Origin of the sequence: Corynebacterium sp. HMSC073D01 (genome assembly GCF_001815555.1) — a bacterium.
Lineage (GTDB): Bacteria > Actinomycetota > Actinomycetes > Mycobacteriales > Mycobacteriaceae > Corynebacterium > Corynebacterium glucuronolyticum.
Window position 1 is genome coordinate 16,849 of record NZ_KV821035.1, and the last position, 15,264, is coordinate 32,112.

17 protein-coding genes and 1 pseudogene are annotated in these 15,264 nt (G+C 57.9%); 6 read left to right on the top strand and 12 right to left on the bottom strand.

What is annotated here, in order from left to right:
- Nucleotides 1-455: 455 nt before the first annotated feature.
- The 4 genes from HMPREF3044_RS05490 to HMPREF3044_RS12890 all read right to left on the bottom strand — a co-directional run bounded on the left by HMPREF3044_RS05490 (nucleotide 456) and on the right by HMPREF3044_RS12890 (nucleotide 5,366).
- Nucleotides 456-1,892 carry an exonuclease domain-containing protein gene (locus HMPREF3044_RS05490; protein WP_070739794.1) on the bottom strand — a complete coding sequence of 479 codons (1,437 nt, stop codon included), beginning with the start codon at nucleotides 1,890-1,892 and terminating at the stop codon, nucleotides 456-458.
- A gap of 566 nt (nucleotides 1,893-2,458) precedes the next feature.
- The gene (locus tag HMPREF3044_RS05495; protein WP_338128117.1) at nucleotides 2,459-3,373 is read right to left on the bottom strand and encodes a restriction endonuclease; all 915 of its coding nucleotides are present in this window, start codon (nucleotides 3,371-3,373) and stop codon (nucleotides 2,459-2,461) included.
- A gap of 429 nt (nucleotides 3,374-3,802) precedes the next feature.
- Nucleotides 3,803-4,282 (bottom strand): hypothetical protein, encoded by a 480-nt coding sequence (locus tag HMPREF3044_RS05505; protein ID WP_070739803.1) that lies wholly within the window; start codon nucleotides 4,280-4,282, stop codon nucleotides 3,803-3,805.
- Nucleotides 4,283-4,805: 523 nt separating this feature from the next.
- Complete coding sequence (locus HMPREF3044_RS12890; RefSeq protein ID WP_141759641.1) at nucleotides 4,806-5,366, bottom strand: hypothetical protein; 561 nt, start codon at nucleotides 5,364-5,366, stop codon at nucleotides 4,806-4,808.
- Nucleotides 5,367-5,763: 397 nt separating this feature from the next.
- Here HMPREF3044_RS12890 and HMPREF3044_RS05515 point away from each other — a divergent pair, with 397 nt between their 5' ends.
- Nucleotides 5,764-6,108, top strand: coding sequence for a substrate-binding domain-containing protein (locus HMPREF3044_RS05515; protein ID WP_070739809.1), 345 nt, complete (start codon nucleotides 5,764-5,766; stop codon nucleotides 6,106-6,108).
- A 57-nt stretch (nucleotides 6,109-6,165) separates the two neighbouring features.
- On the opposite strand, the gene HMPREF3044_RS05520 is transcribed toward HMPREF3044_RS05515, so the two are convergent.
- The 7 genes from HMPREF3044_RS05520 to HMPREF3044_RS05545 all read right to left on the bottom strand — a co-directional run bounded on the left by HMPREF3044_RS05520 (nucleotide 6,166) and on the right by HMPREF3044_RS05545 (nucleotide 10,282).
- Nucleotides 6,166-6,483: a hypothetical protein gene (locus HMPREF3044_RS05520; RefSeq protein ID WP_070739812.1), complete on the bottom strand. Its 318-nt coding sequence runs from the start codon at nucleotides 6,481-6,483 to the stop codon at nucleotides 6,166-6,168.
- Nucleotides 6,484-6,784: 301 nt separating this feature from the next.
- Nucleotides 6,785-7,141: a hypothetical protein gene (locus tag HMPREF3044_RS05525; protein ID WP_070739816.1), complete on the bottom strand. Its 357-nt coding sequence runs from the start codon at nucleotides 7,139-7,141 to the stop codon at nucleotides 6,785-6,787.
- Nucleotides 7,142-7,471: 330 nt separating this feature from the next.
- Nucleotides 7,472-7,792, bottom strand: coding sequence for a hypothetical protein (locus tag HMPREF3044_RS12895; RefSeq protein WP_141759642.1), 321 nt, complete (start codon nucleotides 7,790-7,792; stop codon nucleotides 7,472-7,474).
- A 34-nt stretch (nucleotides 7,793-7,826) separates the two neighbouring features.
- Nucleotides 7,827-8,381: a hypothetical protein gene (locus HMPREF3044_RS05530; RefSeq protein WP_070739819.1), complete on the bottom strand. Its 555-nt coding sequence runs from the start codon at nucleotides 8,379-8,381 to the stop codon at nucleotides 7,827-7,829.
- A 188-nt stretch (nucleotides 8,382-8,569) separates the two neighbouring features.
- Nucleotides 8,570-8,710, bottom strand: coding sequence for a hypothetical protein (locus HMPREF3044_RS13080; RefSeq protein ID WP_168167236.1), 141 nt, complete (start codon nucleotides 8,708-8,710; stop codon nucleotides 8,570-8,572).
- 167 nt (nucleotides 8,711-8,877) lie between these two features.
- Entirely contained in the window at nucleotides 8,878-9,303 is a 426-nt protein-coding gene (locus HMPREF3044_RS05540) for an RbsD/FucU family protein (RefSeq protein ID WP_070739825.1), read from the bottom strand.
- A gap of 4 nt (nucleotides 9,304-9,307) precedes the next feature.
- On the bottom strand, nucleotides 9,308-10,282 hold the full coding sequence (locus HMPREF3044_RS05545; protein ID WP_246820906.1) for an MFS transporter: 975 nt from the start codon (nucleotides 10,280-10,282) through the stop codon (nucleotides 9,308-9,310).
- On the opposite strand from HMPREF3044_RS05545, the gene HMPREF3044_RS13620 reads away from it, so the two are divergent.
- The 3 genes from HMPREF3044_RS13620 (at nucleotide 10,227) to HMPREF3044_RS05555 (ending at nucleotide 12,454) form a co-directional block, all read left to right on the top strand.
- The gene (locus HMPREF3044_RS13620) at nucleotides 10,227-10,508 is read left to right on the top strand and encodes an amidohydrolase family protein (RefSeq protein ID WP_371326113.1); all 282 of its coding nucleotides are present in this window, start codon (nucleotides 10,227-10,229) and stop codon (nucleotides 10,506-10,508) included. The genes HMPREF3044_RS05545 and HMPREF3044_RS13620 overlap by 56 nt on opposite strands.
- Entirely contained in the window at nucleotides 10,502-11,386 is an 885-nt protein-coding gene (locus HMPREF3044_RS05550) for a dihydrodipicolinate synthase family protein (RefSeq protein ID WP_070739828.1), read from the top strand. The genes HMPREF3044_RS13620 and HMPREF3044_RS05550 overlap by 7 nt, the downstream gene beginning before the upstream one ends.
- A 309-nt stretch (nucleotides 11,387-11,695) precedes the next feature.
- Nucleotides 11,696-12,454, top strand: coding sequence for a hypothetical protein (locus HMPREF3044_RS05555; RefSeq protein ID WP_070739831.1), 759 nt, complete (start codon nucleotides 11,696-11,698; stop codon nucleotides 12,452-12,454).
- Nucleotides 12,455-12,838: 384 nt separating this feature from the next.
- Here HMPREF3044_RS05555 and HMPREF3044_RS05560 read toward each other — a convergent pair whose 3' ends face one another.
- Nucleotides 12,839-13,738, bottom strand: coding sequence for a carbohydrate kinase family protein (locus HMPREF3044_RS05560; RefSeq protein ID WP_070739834.1), 900 nt, complete (start codon nucleotides 13,736-13,738; stop codon nucleotides 12,839-12,841).
- On the opposite strand from HMPREF3044_RS05560, the gene HMPREF3044_RS05565 reads away from it, so the two are divergent.
- Both HMPREF3044_RS05565 and HMPREF3044_RS05570 read left to right on the top strand, forming a co-directional pair.
- The gene (locus HMPREF3044_RS05565; RefSeq protein WP_005392979.1) at nucleotides 13,737-14,870 is read left to right on the top strand and encodes a glycoside hydrolase family 32 protein; all 1,134 of its coding nucleotides are present in this window, start codon (nucleotides 13,737-13,739) and stop codon (nucleotides 14,868-14,870) included. The two genes, HMPREF3044_RS05560 and HMPREF3044_RS05565, sit on opposite strands and share 2 nt — an antisense overlap.
- A gap of 104 nt (nucleotides 14,871-14,974) precedes the next feature.
- Nucleotides 14,975-15,264 (top strand): annotated as a pseudogene (locus HMPREF3044_RS05570) (HNH endonuclease); the annotation flags it as partial.

Sequence of the window (15,264 nt, forward strand, 5' to 3'; positions counted from 1 at the left end):
AATAAGCCAAAAGTGCAGTCCAACGATCCGGGCTGCACTTTTTCCTATTCAAAGTAGTGTTCGTCGATCTCAACAACGTGCACGGTATTCTTCACCTTCACACCGGCCCGAAGCCCATCGGCTGTCCGTGGATCGGAATGTCGCAGGCGGGGCAGGTAGCACCGGTGGATCTGGGTCCGCAGGCGTTGTTTAAGGGGCTCGTGGGGGTACACGGGGCTCACTGATTGCTAGGTCGTGGTACGGGGTGGCTGCTGATTGTGGTGTGTCGGTGATGGTGGTGCTGCCTGCCGAGATCTCACCGCGCCCACAAGTCGGTGGCGTGATTGATGACACCGTATTCATGACGGGCACGAGTGGGACCTGGGGGTAGTAGGTACAAACCGCGTTTTTCGACTACTGGACCGTGCACCTGCTTTGGATTTCGTTACGTTACTCTTTTGTGTCGCTGTGCACCGCTAGCTATCTAGTAGCCGCTCTAACTCATGGAGCAGACGCTCAAAGCCGTCCTCGCTGATAATCGGGATCTTGTACGCACGGGCAGTTTTTGCTTTGGAGCTCATGGTGTCAGGATTGGCCGCGACGAGGACGACGGTGGACTTTGCCATGCCAGCAACGGTGAGGGAGTGTGCGCGGGCGACTTTCTCCCACTCCTTGCGGGGTCGGTGGCTCGTTGCACCAGTGAAGGTGACGCGATCTCCGGGGTGCAGAGCAAAGGCGTGAACATCGTTGTCCTCGGCGGAGCTCGCCAGCTCATTAAGCATGGATTTCACATCTTCGGCGGGGATCTCGAGAATCTCGGCGACGCGATTAATGCCATCGATTTCCTCGTCCGTGAGAACGGAATCCGATAGGCCGATGCGGATGACTTGCCGCAGGTACTGCGTACGTGCGCGGTCGATGTCCTGCTGACTCAGTCCAAGAGCCACCGCCTGCCTGTTGAGCTCCATACGCTCGAGAACGGATATCTCCCTGTCAAACATCGCAGCATCGAGTAGCTGCATGAACTCGTCCAGGTCGGCTTCGCCTGTGAGAGGGAGCTGACCGATGATTTGGGAAAGCCAGCTCTGGGAGTCGTTATCCTCCATCGCTTCACGGGTAACAGTGGGGGTGTGACGCGGGGAAATATCGGTGGTGACCTGCATCGCGGGGCAGTGCGAAGATCGTGCGCCAAATCGTAGAAGTGCACCAAGGAGTTTGGCGGTTGCGATGGCATCGTCGAGCGCACAGTGGGCGTTGTCATTCGTTAGCCCGGCGGCTTCGAGCGCAGCGGCGAGGGAACGGCCGGAATTACCGAGGAATGCTGACGAGTTCTTCATAGTGCAGAATCCATCACTGAGGTGGGTAACTTCAATGCCGCATTCGGTCAGCTCACGGTCCAGTCGAACCGAGTCGAATCCAATGTTGTGTGCCACGAAGACACGGCCGTCGAGGAGCGAGGCAATGTCTTCTGCAACTGTGTCGAAGGTGGGAGCTGTGCTACACATGCGTTCGCTAATGCCGTGAATGTCGGTGTTGCTAAAGCCTCGCAGGGGATTGATGAGCGTGGTGTAAGTTTTTTCGATCTGTCCATCGAGGTCAGTGAGCACAACGCCAATCTCGATGATGCGATCTGTCTTGGTGAAGCCTGTGGTCTCAAGGTCGACAACAGCGTAGCCCGACGGGGGATGACCCGCAGGATCCTCGGAGGCGAAACTACGATGAGCATTTGCTTGGTCGGGCGATGTGAGCACCTTCCCGGAATTCTGCAATACGAGTTCCGACACGGAACGGAGAGTGTCGATGAGCACCGGATTGTCAGGCTCCACAAGTGTAGACAGCGACTCGAAAAGCGGGCGGTTGCTAAACACCGGGTCGTAAGCGATTACCTGTATCGGGGCGTAAATCTCAGCCACGGTATACCCGTTAACTATCGCGATGAGTAGATCAGTAAATGTCGATTTCCGCACCTGCCCCAACATCTGTGTATTGGGTCGCGAAGCGTCTAGTAACGAAACGTGAGCAACTTCGTGAGGGTCGAGCCCATCGGAACGGATGGAGATAGGTGGGAAAAGATCGATTCCTAAACCATCGCATCTGATGTAAATATCGAAAGCGGGAAGATACTTGTCACTAGCATTTTCGAGGGTTCCCCCTTAGATGACGAGGATGCCATTTGCAGCGAGGGCGAAGGTAGTTCCACCGCTGTATTGCAGACATCCTCGCAGGTCCCCCGAACGAAATTCAAAGTCATTGTGCTGCGACATGGCGGCGCTCGTACTCCTCGCTGATATTTTTACCTGATTAATTAAAAAGGTTAGCAGGTTAGCGTCAGCGATTCTCGCAGTTCATACATTGAAAAATGAATCCTGCGGGATTGAGAAAGGGTTCTCTTAGCGGGAACTGTGGTGAGTGGGTTAGACAGAAACGCTGCCGAACTCATTGCCCGCTGCAATGGGGCAAAGTGTTTCGAGTTTGTCGCCTACTCAAAGAAGTCCTCGTCGATTTCAACAACTTGCACGGTATTTTTCACCTGCACACCGACACCGTAGTGAATCATGAGTCGTGTAAGTCGTTCCCCATCGATGAGGACAACACGTGATTGCACGCCTTCTGCGTATTCACGCGCGCCCTTGGTGAACGACGCAGTTGTGAGGAAAACACCCTGAGTTGCTTGTGCCCCCTGGAGCGCACCGACGAAGCCCTGAATGGCCGGGCGGCCAATGGTCTGCTTGGGGTCGTACCGCTTGGCCTGCACGTAGATACGGGATAAGCCAAGAGCATCCTGATCGATGATCCCGTCAATCCCACCGTCGTTGCTCAGTTGCGTGTGCAGCGCCTTTCCAAACGTTCCTCCGTATCCCATGGCAATTAACAGTTTGAGCACTGCTTGTTCGAAAAACTCGGGGTCATTGTGGTGCAATTTTTCTAGAAGCTCTGCGGCGACTGCCTGATGATTTCGTTCGCTGCCTTCCTCGATCTGCTCATAAGGATCGAGTTCGGTGGAGGTCTCCATTTCAATGTCAATAGAGTTGGGAGCTTCATCGTCTTCCGGTTGAGTGCCCCATAGGTCAGCTTCGTTGCTCTTAATCGCAGCGAAAAGTTCCTTCTTGGTGAGCCCATCTGGAAACTGGCGGAGCAGGCGTTGCCCACGGTCATTGATCTTCCATAGGGCGCGTTGCGGCGACTCAATTGCACCAGCCCTAGATAGATAACTGATTGCCCAGTTCACTCTGTTAGCTGGCCTGGATTGACCGGAGCTCAGGATCTCATTCCGCTGTTCGGTGGTTATCCCTTCATCATCCTGCGCTTGTTCCACGATGTCCCGGCGACGACGGAGTTCTCCGTCAGACAAAATTCGAAGAACCGGAATCATGAATTGATCCCACGTAAGCATGGCCATAAGTGAAGCTCCTAAGGATGATAGAGGGGGGCTGCTTCTATGCTACTAAATTAATGTGCGATTTTTTCTAAATCTCGTGGTTAAGGGCTTAATCGAGGGGGTGGGGGCATTGGTGCCAGAGGTGTGGTTGGTCTCGGTCTTGGTAGCAGCAACCTCCTTATCTTCTAAAGTATGGAGGCTGAAAGCTTGTCGGAGAACTTATGGTCAAGGTGGATCGGTAAAGCGACGAAATAGTAGTGTTCGGCGGTAGTACTGATGAACGCGCTGGCTTTTGGCAGAAACGACTTGGTGACGAGGGCCAGAACCTGATTGTGCAGGTTCGACTTAGTGATGGATATTTCTCTTCGGAGCAACGAAGAAAACGCGCGGTGAGTAAGTGTGTGCGTCGGTATTCGCAAAACCATCTCTTGGCTAGGGGCAGAGTTATAGGTCGTCGTCTCTATTAGGAATGTCCTTTGGTTGTCCCCAACTTTTCCGCTCTTGTTTGCGTATTAGTCTTTCAGCCTTAGCGCCTAATTCCATGCTCTTTTCAAAATAGGGTGACTTACTGATCTGAGTTGGGTATTGCATAGCGAATTCTTTTAAGGTAGGTATTCCGACTTGTAATAAAATGGAAACGGCTTTGAAATCCCACTGAACATTAAAATTAAGACGCTCTTGGGCATAAATCATGGAAAGCCCGAGCACAATGGGGTTAGCGTGAATGAAGTCAGATAAATACCCGTAGGGGTCAGGGTCAATATCTACGTACGAGGCAACGAGCTTCCTCGGGTCGAACTTAGGATTTGCACGCATCCCCTGCGCGCTACACCAATCTGAAAAGAACTTGATTAGCCTTCCTTTAGCGGTCGGGTTATTATTCCAATTAAAATCTCTGAGCCCCTTGTTGTGGATTCGGTACATCCGCTCCAAAAATTCTTGGTCATCATTTGGGGGTGCGAGATTTGAATAGAGGAAAATAGCTAAGCCCTCTAAACCCGATCGCGCGAGCGTGCTGGCAGATAGTGGAGTGTAACCGGGTTCGTTTAGCTGCTTTGCCTGCTCGGCGGTGGCATATAGCGTAACCCGCGAGGGCAGAGAACTTTTGCTGTTTTAGTGCATGCCGTAAAGGATCCGGTAGGTTTTCAGTGCCGTTAGTCGCATCATAGTTTGAAAGATTTGGCCGTAATCGTTCATACGGGCTGCTACAAACGACTAAATTGGCTTGCCTGGCGAAGTCAGAGGCTAGGGTCATCAATTTAAAATGACGGTTCAGGGCTCGGTCACTTAGATGAACGGCGTAAATATTCATTATCTTTCCTGCTATCTACTTTGTATCCTCATTTTGCGACGTGCAAGTTTTACTTATTGTAGAAAGAACGTGTTGTAAAAGCAGAGAAGAGGTATTGAACCACTTTTGGAAACACTTTTTCGTCGGATTTAGTTGTTAGTGTAGATAAATTGATGGTCGTGGGCGCTGTGCTTGAAAAGATAACAGTGGTATGTCGAGTGATAGGACCCAGCTGGCGATTAGCAAAATACCACCGGAACGGTATCCGGTGGAATTGTTGGTCTGTTGGAAATTCCTTTTTGGACTTTCAGGGTAGCTGTTAGTTGCGCTCCGCTTGTTAGCGGAGGAGGCCGGCTGCCTTCGCTGCGTTGTAGATGCCGCCGAGGCCAATGAGGGCGAGGACGGTCCACAGGATGCCCCAGGTTGCCTGGGTGGCGTAGTAGGCCTGTTCGCCGGTCGTGCCGAGGTCGCTGATGGAACCGCTACGAAGGATGCGGCTTCCTGGGCCCTGGGCATGGTGCCAGTGCCCTCAGTGGCGAAGATGCCGATGGCCTGCAGGCTGTGGATACCGTTAGTGATGGCGCCACGGTCGGCGTACTCGTTGGAGACGGACGGCGTGTCCTCCGGGGCGACGGTGTCGGCCTGGGCGACGACGCCACCGAAGCTCACGGCGAGGGCGGTGGAGGCTGCGAGGAGGGATGTGGACAAAGAACGCATTGTGTGCCTTTCGAATGGTGATGGAGAAACTCCAAAACATAGAATAAAACTAATGTGTTGGAGGGTTCAAAACTGGGGTGGGAAACGGTCACGCAATGTGGCTTGTAAGGTCACGCCCGCTGTGACAAAACCTACCGTGATTCGGTAGCAGCCCCTGACTGCCAGGCTTGTTGGTAAAACCGGCTACCAGAAATACTGGTACCTTTTGTGTGCAGCCACTAAAACGCCAGCATGTTTCCGCAAAACACTCCCACAACCCCCTACCTCACAACGGACGAGTAGGGCGCGACCGGAGTGCCGGTGAGGGGGGTATCGATGAGGACGCAGGGGAGGTCGCGGATGCGCTCGACGGTGGACCTCATACCGAGGCCGTGGCTCGTGCGTCTGGCAATGATGTTTGTGGCGTGATGGCGGCCATGGGCGCGCTGCCCGCCTCGACGTCCTCCAGAAGCTCGGCTTCACCCAGAACCCGAAGGTGCAAGACCTGAAATCCGCTGACAGTGGATTCTCCATCCAGCTGTCCGCCGAGCAGCTCGACACCATCGTCGCCGCCTTCCCGATCTTCATCGACACGGCCCAACTTACCGACGACCCCAGCTGGAACAAGGTCCCCGCTGCCGCCGACGGCCGCGCCTTCGTTGTCGACGGCGACATCGCCAGCGCCTTCTCCCTCGGCATCCCCGAGGCCACGACCTACGCCATCGAGAAACTCACCCCGATGATCGAACAGGCCACCAAGTAAACCCAAAGGAAAAAGGGGCAGCTCACACGATGAGCTGCCCCTTTGTGCTGGGCTCTACTAGATCAGACCAGCCTGCTGGGCAGCGGTGTAGATTCCGGCGACACCAATGAGAGCAAGGGCGGTCCAAAGGAGGCCCCAGCCTGCTTGGGAAGCGTCCCACGCTTGGTCAGCTCTCATTCCGAGATTGTCCACAGATCCGTAGATCATATCTTCGGCACCTTCGGTGTTCGGAATGGCTCCCGATCCACTTGGATCCGAGCTCGAAACACGTGTTGTGTAATCCTCGCTTACTGGCTCTGCGCTTGCGACTACGCCGCCAAAGCTAACGGCGAGAGCGGTGGAAGCGGCCACGATTGACCGAGAAAATGTATTCATTTTAAATCCTTTCTGGAAGCTTGTGTCAGGGTACGCACAGGCTATAGGAAAAAGATGGCGGTGGGAGTAACAGAATGTGGGCGCATTATGGGGTGGGGCGTTGAGGGTCGTTATGATGTTTTAGCGCGTGCTTCTGTTTTGGTGGGAGATCGTGCGCTTTGTACGGATGCGCTGGGGAAATATGCGCAGAACTGTATCCTCGAGGACGGGCATAAAAAGGCGCCGCCTGTCCAAAACTGGCCTTTCCTACCGGATGAGGAAGGGGGCAGTTCGGGTGGCGGTGCCTGTTTGTTGGTGGGTTCTACTTGATGAGGCCAGCCTGCTGAGCCGCGGTGTAGATTCCGGCGACACCAATGAGAGCAAGGGCGGTCCAGAGGAGGCCCCAGCCGGCCTGACTGGCAGCGTAGGTCTGTTCACCGGTCATCTTGAGGTCAGTGATGGAACCCGAGGCCATTTTCATGGCTCCCTCTGTCATAGGCATGGCACCCTGGCCATTCTTGAAGAATTCGATCAGTAGCTCCCCGCCCTGGTATGCATCATTGTCGAAGGCACGCGTTGCGTAATCCTCGCTTGCTGGCTCTGCGTTTGCCACTGCGCCACCGAGGCTGACTGCGAGAGCGGTGGAAGCGGCCACGATTGACCGGGAAATTGTATTCATTTCGAATCCTTTCTGAAGGTTGATGTCAGACCTTACACAGTTTATAGGAAAACGGCGGAATGGGGAAGAGACTAATTGGTTCTACTGTTTCTTTGTGGGGGTAGTCATGATGGGGAGAGCGTATCAAGTTACAACTTTGGTGCGGTGCGTTGTGTGTGGCGATGACGTTTCAGTGCTTCTATCTTCGGTGGGGGATGACGTGCGATGTGCGGATGTGCTGGACGGTCTTACATCTTGGGTAGGCATACACCGCCTTCCCTGAACTACCCCTCCCTATTGAGTGGGGAGGCGGAGGAGTCCGGATGGCGGTGCGTGCTTGTCGGGTGGGTTCTACTTGATGAGGCCAGCCTGCTGGGCCGCGGTGTAGATTCCGGCGACACCAATGAGGGCAAGGGCGGTCCAAAGGAGGCCCCAGCCTGCTTGGGAAGTGTCCCACACCTGGTCATCGTTCATTCCGAGATTATCCATGGATCCGGCGGCCATTTTTATGGCCCCCTTGGTGTTCGGAATGGTTCCCCATCCACTTACATCCGATCTCGAATCACGTGTTGCGTAATCCTCACTTACTGACTCTGCGCTTTCGACTACGTCGCCAAGGCCGACGGCGAGAGCGGTGGAAGCGGCCACGACTGACCGAGAAAACGTAATCATTTCAAACCATTTCTGGAGCTTACTGACAGCTGGCTCACAGTTTATAGGATTTTGACGTCACAGGTAGTGAAAATGCTGAAATTGCTTTTTCTGGGCTAACTATTTGGTGGTGGTGTCGACATCGGGCATGGGTTTGTCGTGTCTTCGAATGCGACTTGTATTGCTCGTCAAAAAGGGGCAGTTCGTTTGAACTGCCCCTTTTTGCCTTATTAGATAAGGCCTGCGCCCTTGGCTGCGTTGTAGATGCTGCCGAGGCCAGCGAGAGCGAAGATGCCCCAGCCGGCCTGGGTGGCGGTGACGCCTCGTCACCGGTCATGCCGAGGTCGGTGACGGAACCGCCGGCCATCCGGCCTGCTTCGTAGGTGTCGGGCATGGCGCCGTAGCCGTCCTTGTGCATGTGTCCGATGAGGCGGCCGATTTCGTAACCGTAAGCCTGGTTACCGGTCCAGCCACCGCCGAAGGCGTCGCGGGTGGCGGTCTCCGGTGCGGGCTCGACGGAGGAGGTATCCTCTGCCGTTGCGACAACGCTGCCGAGGCTGACGGTGGCTGCGGTCGTGGCAGCGACGAGGGAGCGGGTGAGGGTGCTCATTGTTCTAATCCTTTCAACAGTTGCGTGACAGATGGGTCACAGCCTATAGAAAAAGAACTTAATGAGCATTAACTAAATTGGCATTACCTGAACAATGTCCGTTTACCAGGTTTTTTTTGAGCGGGATGGGTGCCCCCACTCCCACATTCTTATGTTCTATTAGGGAAGCGGGTCTGATATTGGGTAGGTTACTTGGCCTCATCCTGCTCGTTGGCGTCGGTGGTGTCGGTGCAACTGGTCGCCTCCTTGATGGCGTTGTAGATCTCGTCGGCGTTGGGGGCGCCGTCTTCCTTGAGGGGCTTGAAAAAGCCAATGAGTTTTCGGTTCATGTGGCCAATGTACAGGAGGGCGGGTGCGCGAGTGGGGCGCTTGTCGAACGCGTGTGTGGCGTGGAAAAACCCCACCGCCCGGCACCACGGTGAGTGGCGGGGCGGTGGGGCGTCGACAAGCGTGAGGCATCGAGCTTTAAGGGAAGCGGTCCGGAGGACCGGAGGTGTTAGTCCTTAAGCACTCCCTTCTTTAGGATGATGTTGCCGTACTGGGCGGTCTCACCGGTGATGACGGTGACGTAGGCGTTGGCGGCGTGCTCATAGAAGGCGAAGCGCTCAAACATCTTGGGTGTCGCGCCGGGGTAGACGGCCTGGGTGATTTTCTTGTACTCGGGCCAGATGGTGGGCGTCGGGTCGTCGCCGACGGTCTCCATAAGGCCGTACTGCCAGTCGTTGTACTGGTCGAGGGGCATGAGCTCAAGGGTGGCCTTGAGCAGGGCGGGGATGCCGAGGCCGTCGGCGCGCAGGACGCGGTCGGCACAGCCGGACTGCGGGTAGTGCGCGTCGGTGAAGACGATCTCATCGCCGTGGCCCATCTCCGCCAGGTCCTTGAGCAGGTCGGGGGAGAGAAGAGGGGAGATGCCGCGAAGCATTGGCTTATGCCTCCTTCGAAGCGACGATGCCGTGCTTGAGGGCGTAGAGGCCGTAGGAGCCGACGGCGGCGAAGCAGACGAGGACGAAGCAGAAGCCGATCTGTGGGTTGGTGATGTCCTGCAGGTGCCCCTGGATAAGCGGGGCGATGGCACCGCCGTCGATGGCCATGACCAGCCCGGAGGATGCGAACTTCGTGTCTTTGCCCACACCGGTCAGGGCGATGCCGTAGATGGTGGGGAAAAGGAGAGAGATGCAGCCGGATAGGGCGGCGATGCACAGTGCGCCGAAGATGGAGCCGGAGAGGATGCCGATGAGGGTGAGCACCATGCCGAGTCCACACATGAAGGTGAGAAGGGTGCGACCGTCGTACTTGCCCATGAGCCACACCATGACAAACCGCATAACGAGGAAGAACAGGAGGGAAATTTGCAGCCACCAGCCGGCGGTTTCATTGGATGCGCCGAGCGTGTACTGGATGTAGAAGGGGATGAACGTCCAGATGCAGGTCTGTGCGGCGATGTTGAAAAACTGGGCGATGACGCCGAAGCGGTACGTCTTGTTGTTCCACAGGCGGCCAACAACACCCTTTTCCACACCGGTGTAGTCGGTTTCCTCCATGCGCTTGTTCTTGGGGATCTTCACCAGGAAGATGGACAGGGCGAGAGCTGCGTAGAACACGCCGAGGATGATGTAGGGAATCATCACCTTTTCCAGCTCACTGGAGGTCTGGGCGAGGACTTCGGCCTCACTCATGCCCTGCTTGTCAATGGCTTCGGTGATGTGCGGGGCGACGAACAGGGTCGCCATGAGAACGCCGAGGTTGGAGCCGATCGGGTTGAACGCCTGCGCGAAGTTGAGGCGGCGGGTGGCGTTGTGCTCAGGTCCCAGGGACATGACGAACAGGTTCGCGGAGGTCTCCACGATGGAGAGACCACCGGCGAGCACGAACAGTGCGAGGAGGAAGGTGCCGTACTGCAAGCTCTCGGGCCTGCCCGCACCGGAAGGCCGGGACGTCCTGCAGTTTATCGCATCCGTCTTCCCGTGGAGCCGGTTACTGTACAGCTCCAACTGGCCAGTCGTCCTGACCTATTCCGGGGTCCGCGAAAACCTCGCGCTCCTTCGTGAGACCTTCGAGGATTCCCCCCTCGTCTTTACTGAAAACGCGGTCCGCGTCTACAACCTTGAAAGGACCTCTTCATGCTGAAGGGAACAATCTCCCCGTCGATTACGCCTATGAATAAAGACGGCGCCATCGATTACGGCGCTTGGGGCGACCACCTCGACCGCCTCATGAACGCCGGCATTCACGGTATCCTCATCTTCGGCTCCATCGGTGAGCTCTACTCGATCCCCGCCGAGGAAGAGAAGACCGCCATCGCCTGGGCCTGCGATCACGTCGCCGGCCGCACGGCCCTCCTCGTCGGCACCGGTGGCAACGATGTCCGCGAGGTCATCGACCTGACTAACTTCACCCATGCCAGGGGAGCTAATGCCACTGTCATCGTCAGCCCCTTCTACTTCGGCCCGAGCCCCGATTTCGCCATTGAGTACTTCGCCAAGGTCGCCGGCTCCACGGAGTCCCCGATCATTCTTTACAACTTCCCCGATCGCACGGGGAGCGACCTGAACGCGGGGATCGTCGAAAAGCTAGCGAAGGCCAACCCCAACATCATCGGAGTCAAGGACACGATCGATTCCATCGCCCACAACCGCACCCTTATCCACGCGGTGGGCGACAAACTCTCGATCTTCTCTGGCTTCGACGAGTACTACGTTTCCAACCGCATCGCCGGCGGCGCGGGCGTCATCTCGGGCCTCACCAACATCGTCCCCGAGATCTTCGTCGCGATGCACGAGGCCTATGAATCCGGCGACTACGCTGGGGCCCTCGCCTTCGCTTCCCGCATCTCCGGCTTCATGCGTCTCTACGCCGTTGGCGATAATTTCATCCACACCATTAAAACTGCCGTTCGCCTGCGCACCGGTTCCGACATGTTCACCGGCACACGCGAACCTTACCTCTCACTCACGGGCGAAGAGGTAGACCAGCTCCGCAACCTTATCGACGAAGTCACTGCGTAACCCACCGTTTGCCGTTTTTATCGAAGTAGGCTATGCTAGCTGCGGTGGTTACCTTCTATGGTGGTGGGTAATCATGGTGTTTATAGCGCGTGGGGTGGGTTCCAGGGTGGTGCCTGAGAACCACATACGCCCCGCGCGTTCCTTTCTGGGCGTGGTGGCCCATGTAGAAACGTGCCCGGTTTTACCCGGGCACGTTTCGCATATCAGCAACAAAAAGATAGCCCCAGCTAAAAAACTGGGGTCAGAGCCTATTTGCCTCTTCGGCTTGATGGTCACAGTATACCCCAGCGCATATGACACAATATCTCTATGGCAGAAAACTTTCTGGAATCCATCGGCCTCCTCCCGGACCGCGACGCAGACTTTGAGCTGGTCTCCGGCGTGGATGTCCTCGCCATGGATCTGAGCGCGCGCCCCGTCAACGGCCTCACGCAGTGGGGCATTTGCCCGGATCCGTCCGGCGCGAACATCGGTTACGCGGTGTCCACGGAGGACGTCGGCCTCGAGCTCTTCTCCATCCGCGCGACCCAGACTAACCGCGCGCTTGTCCGCCAGCTCACCCCGGGCCTTGCCGAGGTGCAGGTGGTCAACGAGGGCGAGGAGGTGACCGGCAAGGTCCTCGTCGCGGTGGATGATCCGGCGGTCTACCCCGATCCGACGGGCGAGGATCCGTTCCTGCCCGCTGCCGAGTACCGCATTGGTGCGCTGGCCGTGGAGATGCAGGTGTTCGACACGGTGGAGGACTGGCGCGCTACCCAGGAGCCTGTCGACGCCGACGGCCAGCCCGTCTACCTCGGCCCCGGCTTCATCGCCAGCCCCTGGCTTTTCGAGCTCGCGAGCAACCCTCAGGCCATCGACCGCGCCAACCCGATTGCCGTCCTCAACGCGGAGTGCGGCGAGGTGGAGCGCGTCACCAACGCCCTGACCGGCAAGGATTGGTTCAAGGTGGAGATCGACTGTGGTTTCCCCATTACCCTCGGCATGCCGGCGGATGCAGATCCCGCGCCCGGCAAAATTGTCGATGGCCAGGTCTTTCTCACCGGCTCCACGGGGCACTGGTACGCATAATCACGCTCCGCATCACCCGCCTCGTCGGCTCCACACACCAAATTCCACGCCTGGGAGTAGTACACGAGCGTTTTCAGCTTCATTTTCCCTGCATTCCTAGGCTCGCCCAGCGGCAGAGGCTCCAAGCTGGGTCCCTTAACTGCGTAATTAGTTCGGTTTTTGGGGTAATTGTTGCGTTAGCGTTCCCGGGTGTGGCCTGAGGAGATGTATGCCACTCGGCCTCTCCCGCAGCATCGATGACAAAACCTAGACGGATTCGGCCACCCTTTTTGCGGGCCGGAGGCCCTCCCCAGGTGGCCAAACCTGCCACCTCATAAAGCGCTACCTTTTGCTTGTTCCCCGGAGTACACCGTGCAGAAACCCCAGGTCGCCACGAAAAGCCCCCTAAACCCCGGCCTCCACTTCATCCCGCGTCGGAGTGTCCGCACCGACCCGGGTGACGGTGATGGCGGCGGCGGTGGCGGCGAACTCCAAAATGGGCCGCCACTCGTCCTCGCCCAGCCCCAGGATCCCGTCCCGGTCCAGCCCGAGCCGCTCAAACTCGGCCATGAGCGCCGCCATAACCGTGTCACCTGCACCGATGGTGTCGGAAACGTCCACCTGCGGCGCCGCCACCTCTAACGTGCCAAAAGGCGCGCGCACGCGGATGCCGAATCCGCCGAGCGTCGTGATGACGACGGGCACCTCGGACACGTTGCCCATGAATTCCTCCTCGTCATCGCTCATTTTGAGCACGGTGACGTGGGGGAGCATCGTGCCGAGGAATTCCCGGTGGGTGGGCGTGTTGTAGTTGGGACGGATGTTCGGATCAAGGCACACGACAACGCCGTTCGCGGCGCAAGACGCGCAGGCCGCCGCGTACCTGCTCGCTGCGGGCTCTAAACTCAAAGAAACCGTGCCGAAGCACGCATATCCCGAGGTCGCCGCGACGGGTTCAGCGAAGCGGTCGGCGGTGCCGTCGGTGTAAAACTGGTAGGACGCGGAGCCGTCTTCCGCCAAGGACGTAACAGCCAGAGTCGTGGGTTCGTGCCCGCGCAAAACCTGCGACGTATCAACGCCTGCGCCAGCAAGCGCGTCGACGAGGTTTTGCCCGAACCCGTCCGTCGACAAGCGAGAAACGAACCGCGTGTCACAGCCGAGCCGACCGCACGCCCGAGCGACGTTGAACGGCCCGCCGCCCAGCGACGGCACGAGCGGCGCGAGCTTCTCCGCAGAGGAGGGGACGAGATCGATCAGGCCTTCGCCATACACGGTGATCATGCCTTCACCGTACACTGGGGTCATGCCCTACCGCCCGCGTTTCCACCTCACTCCTCCTACCGGACGTCTCAACGACCCTAACGGTCTTACGCTTGTCGACGGCTCCCTCCACGTTTTCTACCAGCACGACCCCGCCTTTGGTATCGGTCCCAAGAGGACTGGCTGGGGGCACGCGATCCTCAAAGATCACCTCTTGCGCCATTACCCCGATGCCCTCTACCCGGATGCCCCCTACGACAAAAACGGCGTCTACTCAGGCGGTGCGGTAGTCACGGAAACAGGTGACGTCCAGCTGTTTTATACCGGCAACGTGAAGGAGGACGGCGTCCGCCACGCCACGCAGAACCGCGTCTTCGTGGAGGACATCGACGGCCCCGCCGGCGGCTACTACCGCCGCGACCCCGCCAATCCGCTCATCGACGGTCCCGCCCCCGGCTACACCAACGACTACCGCGACCCCCAGATCGTCCGCCTTGCCGACGGCACCTACCGCATGGCCCTCGGCGCCCGCACCGAGGACAACAAGGGCGCGATCGTCATCTACACCTCCCCGGACCTGGAAAATTGGACCTTCCAGGGTCACGTCGACTTCGTCGACGTGGAAGATGACGCCTACATGTACGAGTGCCCCAACCTCATCCGGCTTCGCGACGCCGCCGACAACCAATGGTACGACCTCATCGTGTGGTGCCCACAGTACGAGGACCGGGATGAGTGCGTGTGGGCCGTCGGCAAGCTCGACGGCCTCACCTTCACCACCGACAAGATCCAGCTTGTTGACCACGGCTCCGATTTCTACGCCCCGCAACTTATCGAGCGCGACGGCGAGGCCCTCATGCTCGGCTGGATGGGCCTGCCTGGCAAGGACCCCGACACCACCCTGAAGGCCGAGGGCTGGCTGCACTGCCTCACCCTCCCGCGCCGGGTCTACCTCTCCGGCGGCGAGCTCTACCAGGAGTTCATCAGCCCTGTCGAGCCCCAACACGAACACCCCCTGGTCCGTTGGGACGCGCAAACCCGCACCCTCTCCGTCGGCCCCCAAAAGGCCCAGCTCCCTGAAGGCGTGGACCCCGACCCCCAGATCCTTCACGACGGCTGCGCCCTCGAGGTCATCGCCGGCGGCGGCCGCCTCGCCTTCGCAAACGTGGTTCTCTAACGCGCGCCCCGGCCTGTGGAAAACTTTCAGCGCGCCTCCCGAGTTATCCACAGTTTTTTGACGCTTCCTTTGCAGCCTCCCCTACGCGCTTTATTGTGTGTGGCATGACCGCTTTAACGGATTGTGCTTCCCTCCTGTCGCAGGCGATGGTGATCGCCGGGGAGGCGTTTGGCATGTCCAAAAAAGCACTCGTCCGGACAGGCTACGATAAGACAACCGCCCATACCATCCACAAACTTGCGGGCATCTACTATGGGCGCACCAACAACCCCCGCCGGCAAGAACGTGCACGCACCACCGCCCGCGAAACCGGCTGTAGCTTCGCATCGCTGAAGGCTATTGAACGGTTTGTGGCGAAGCTCCCGAAGAAGCATGCGTGGACGATCCGTGAGGC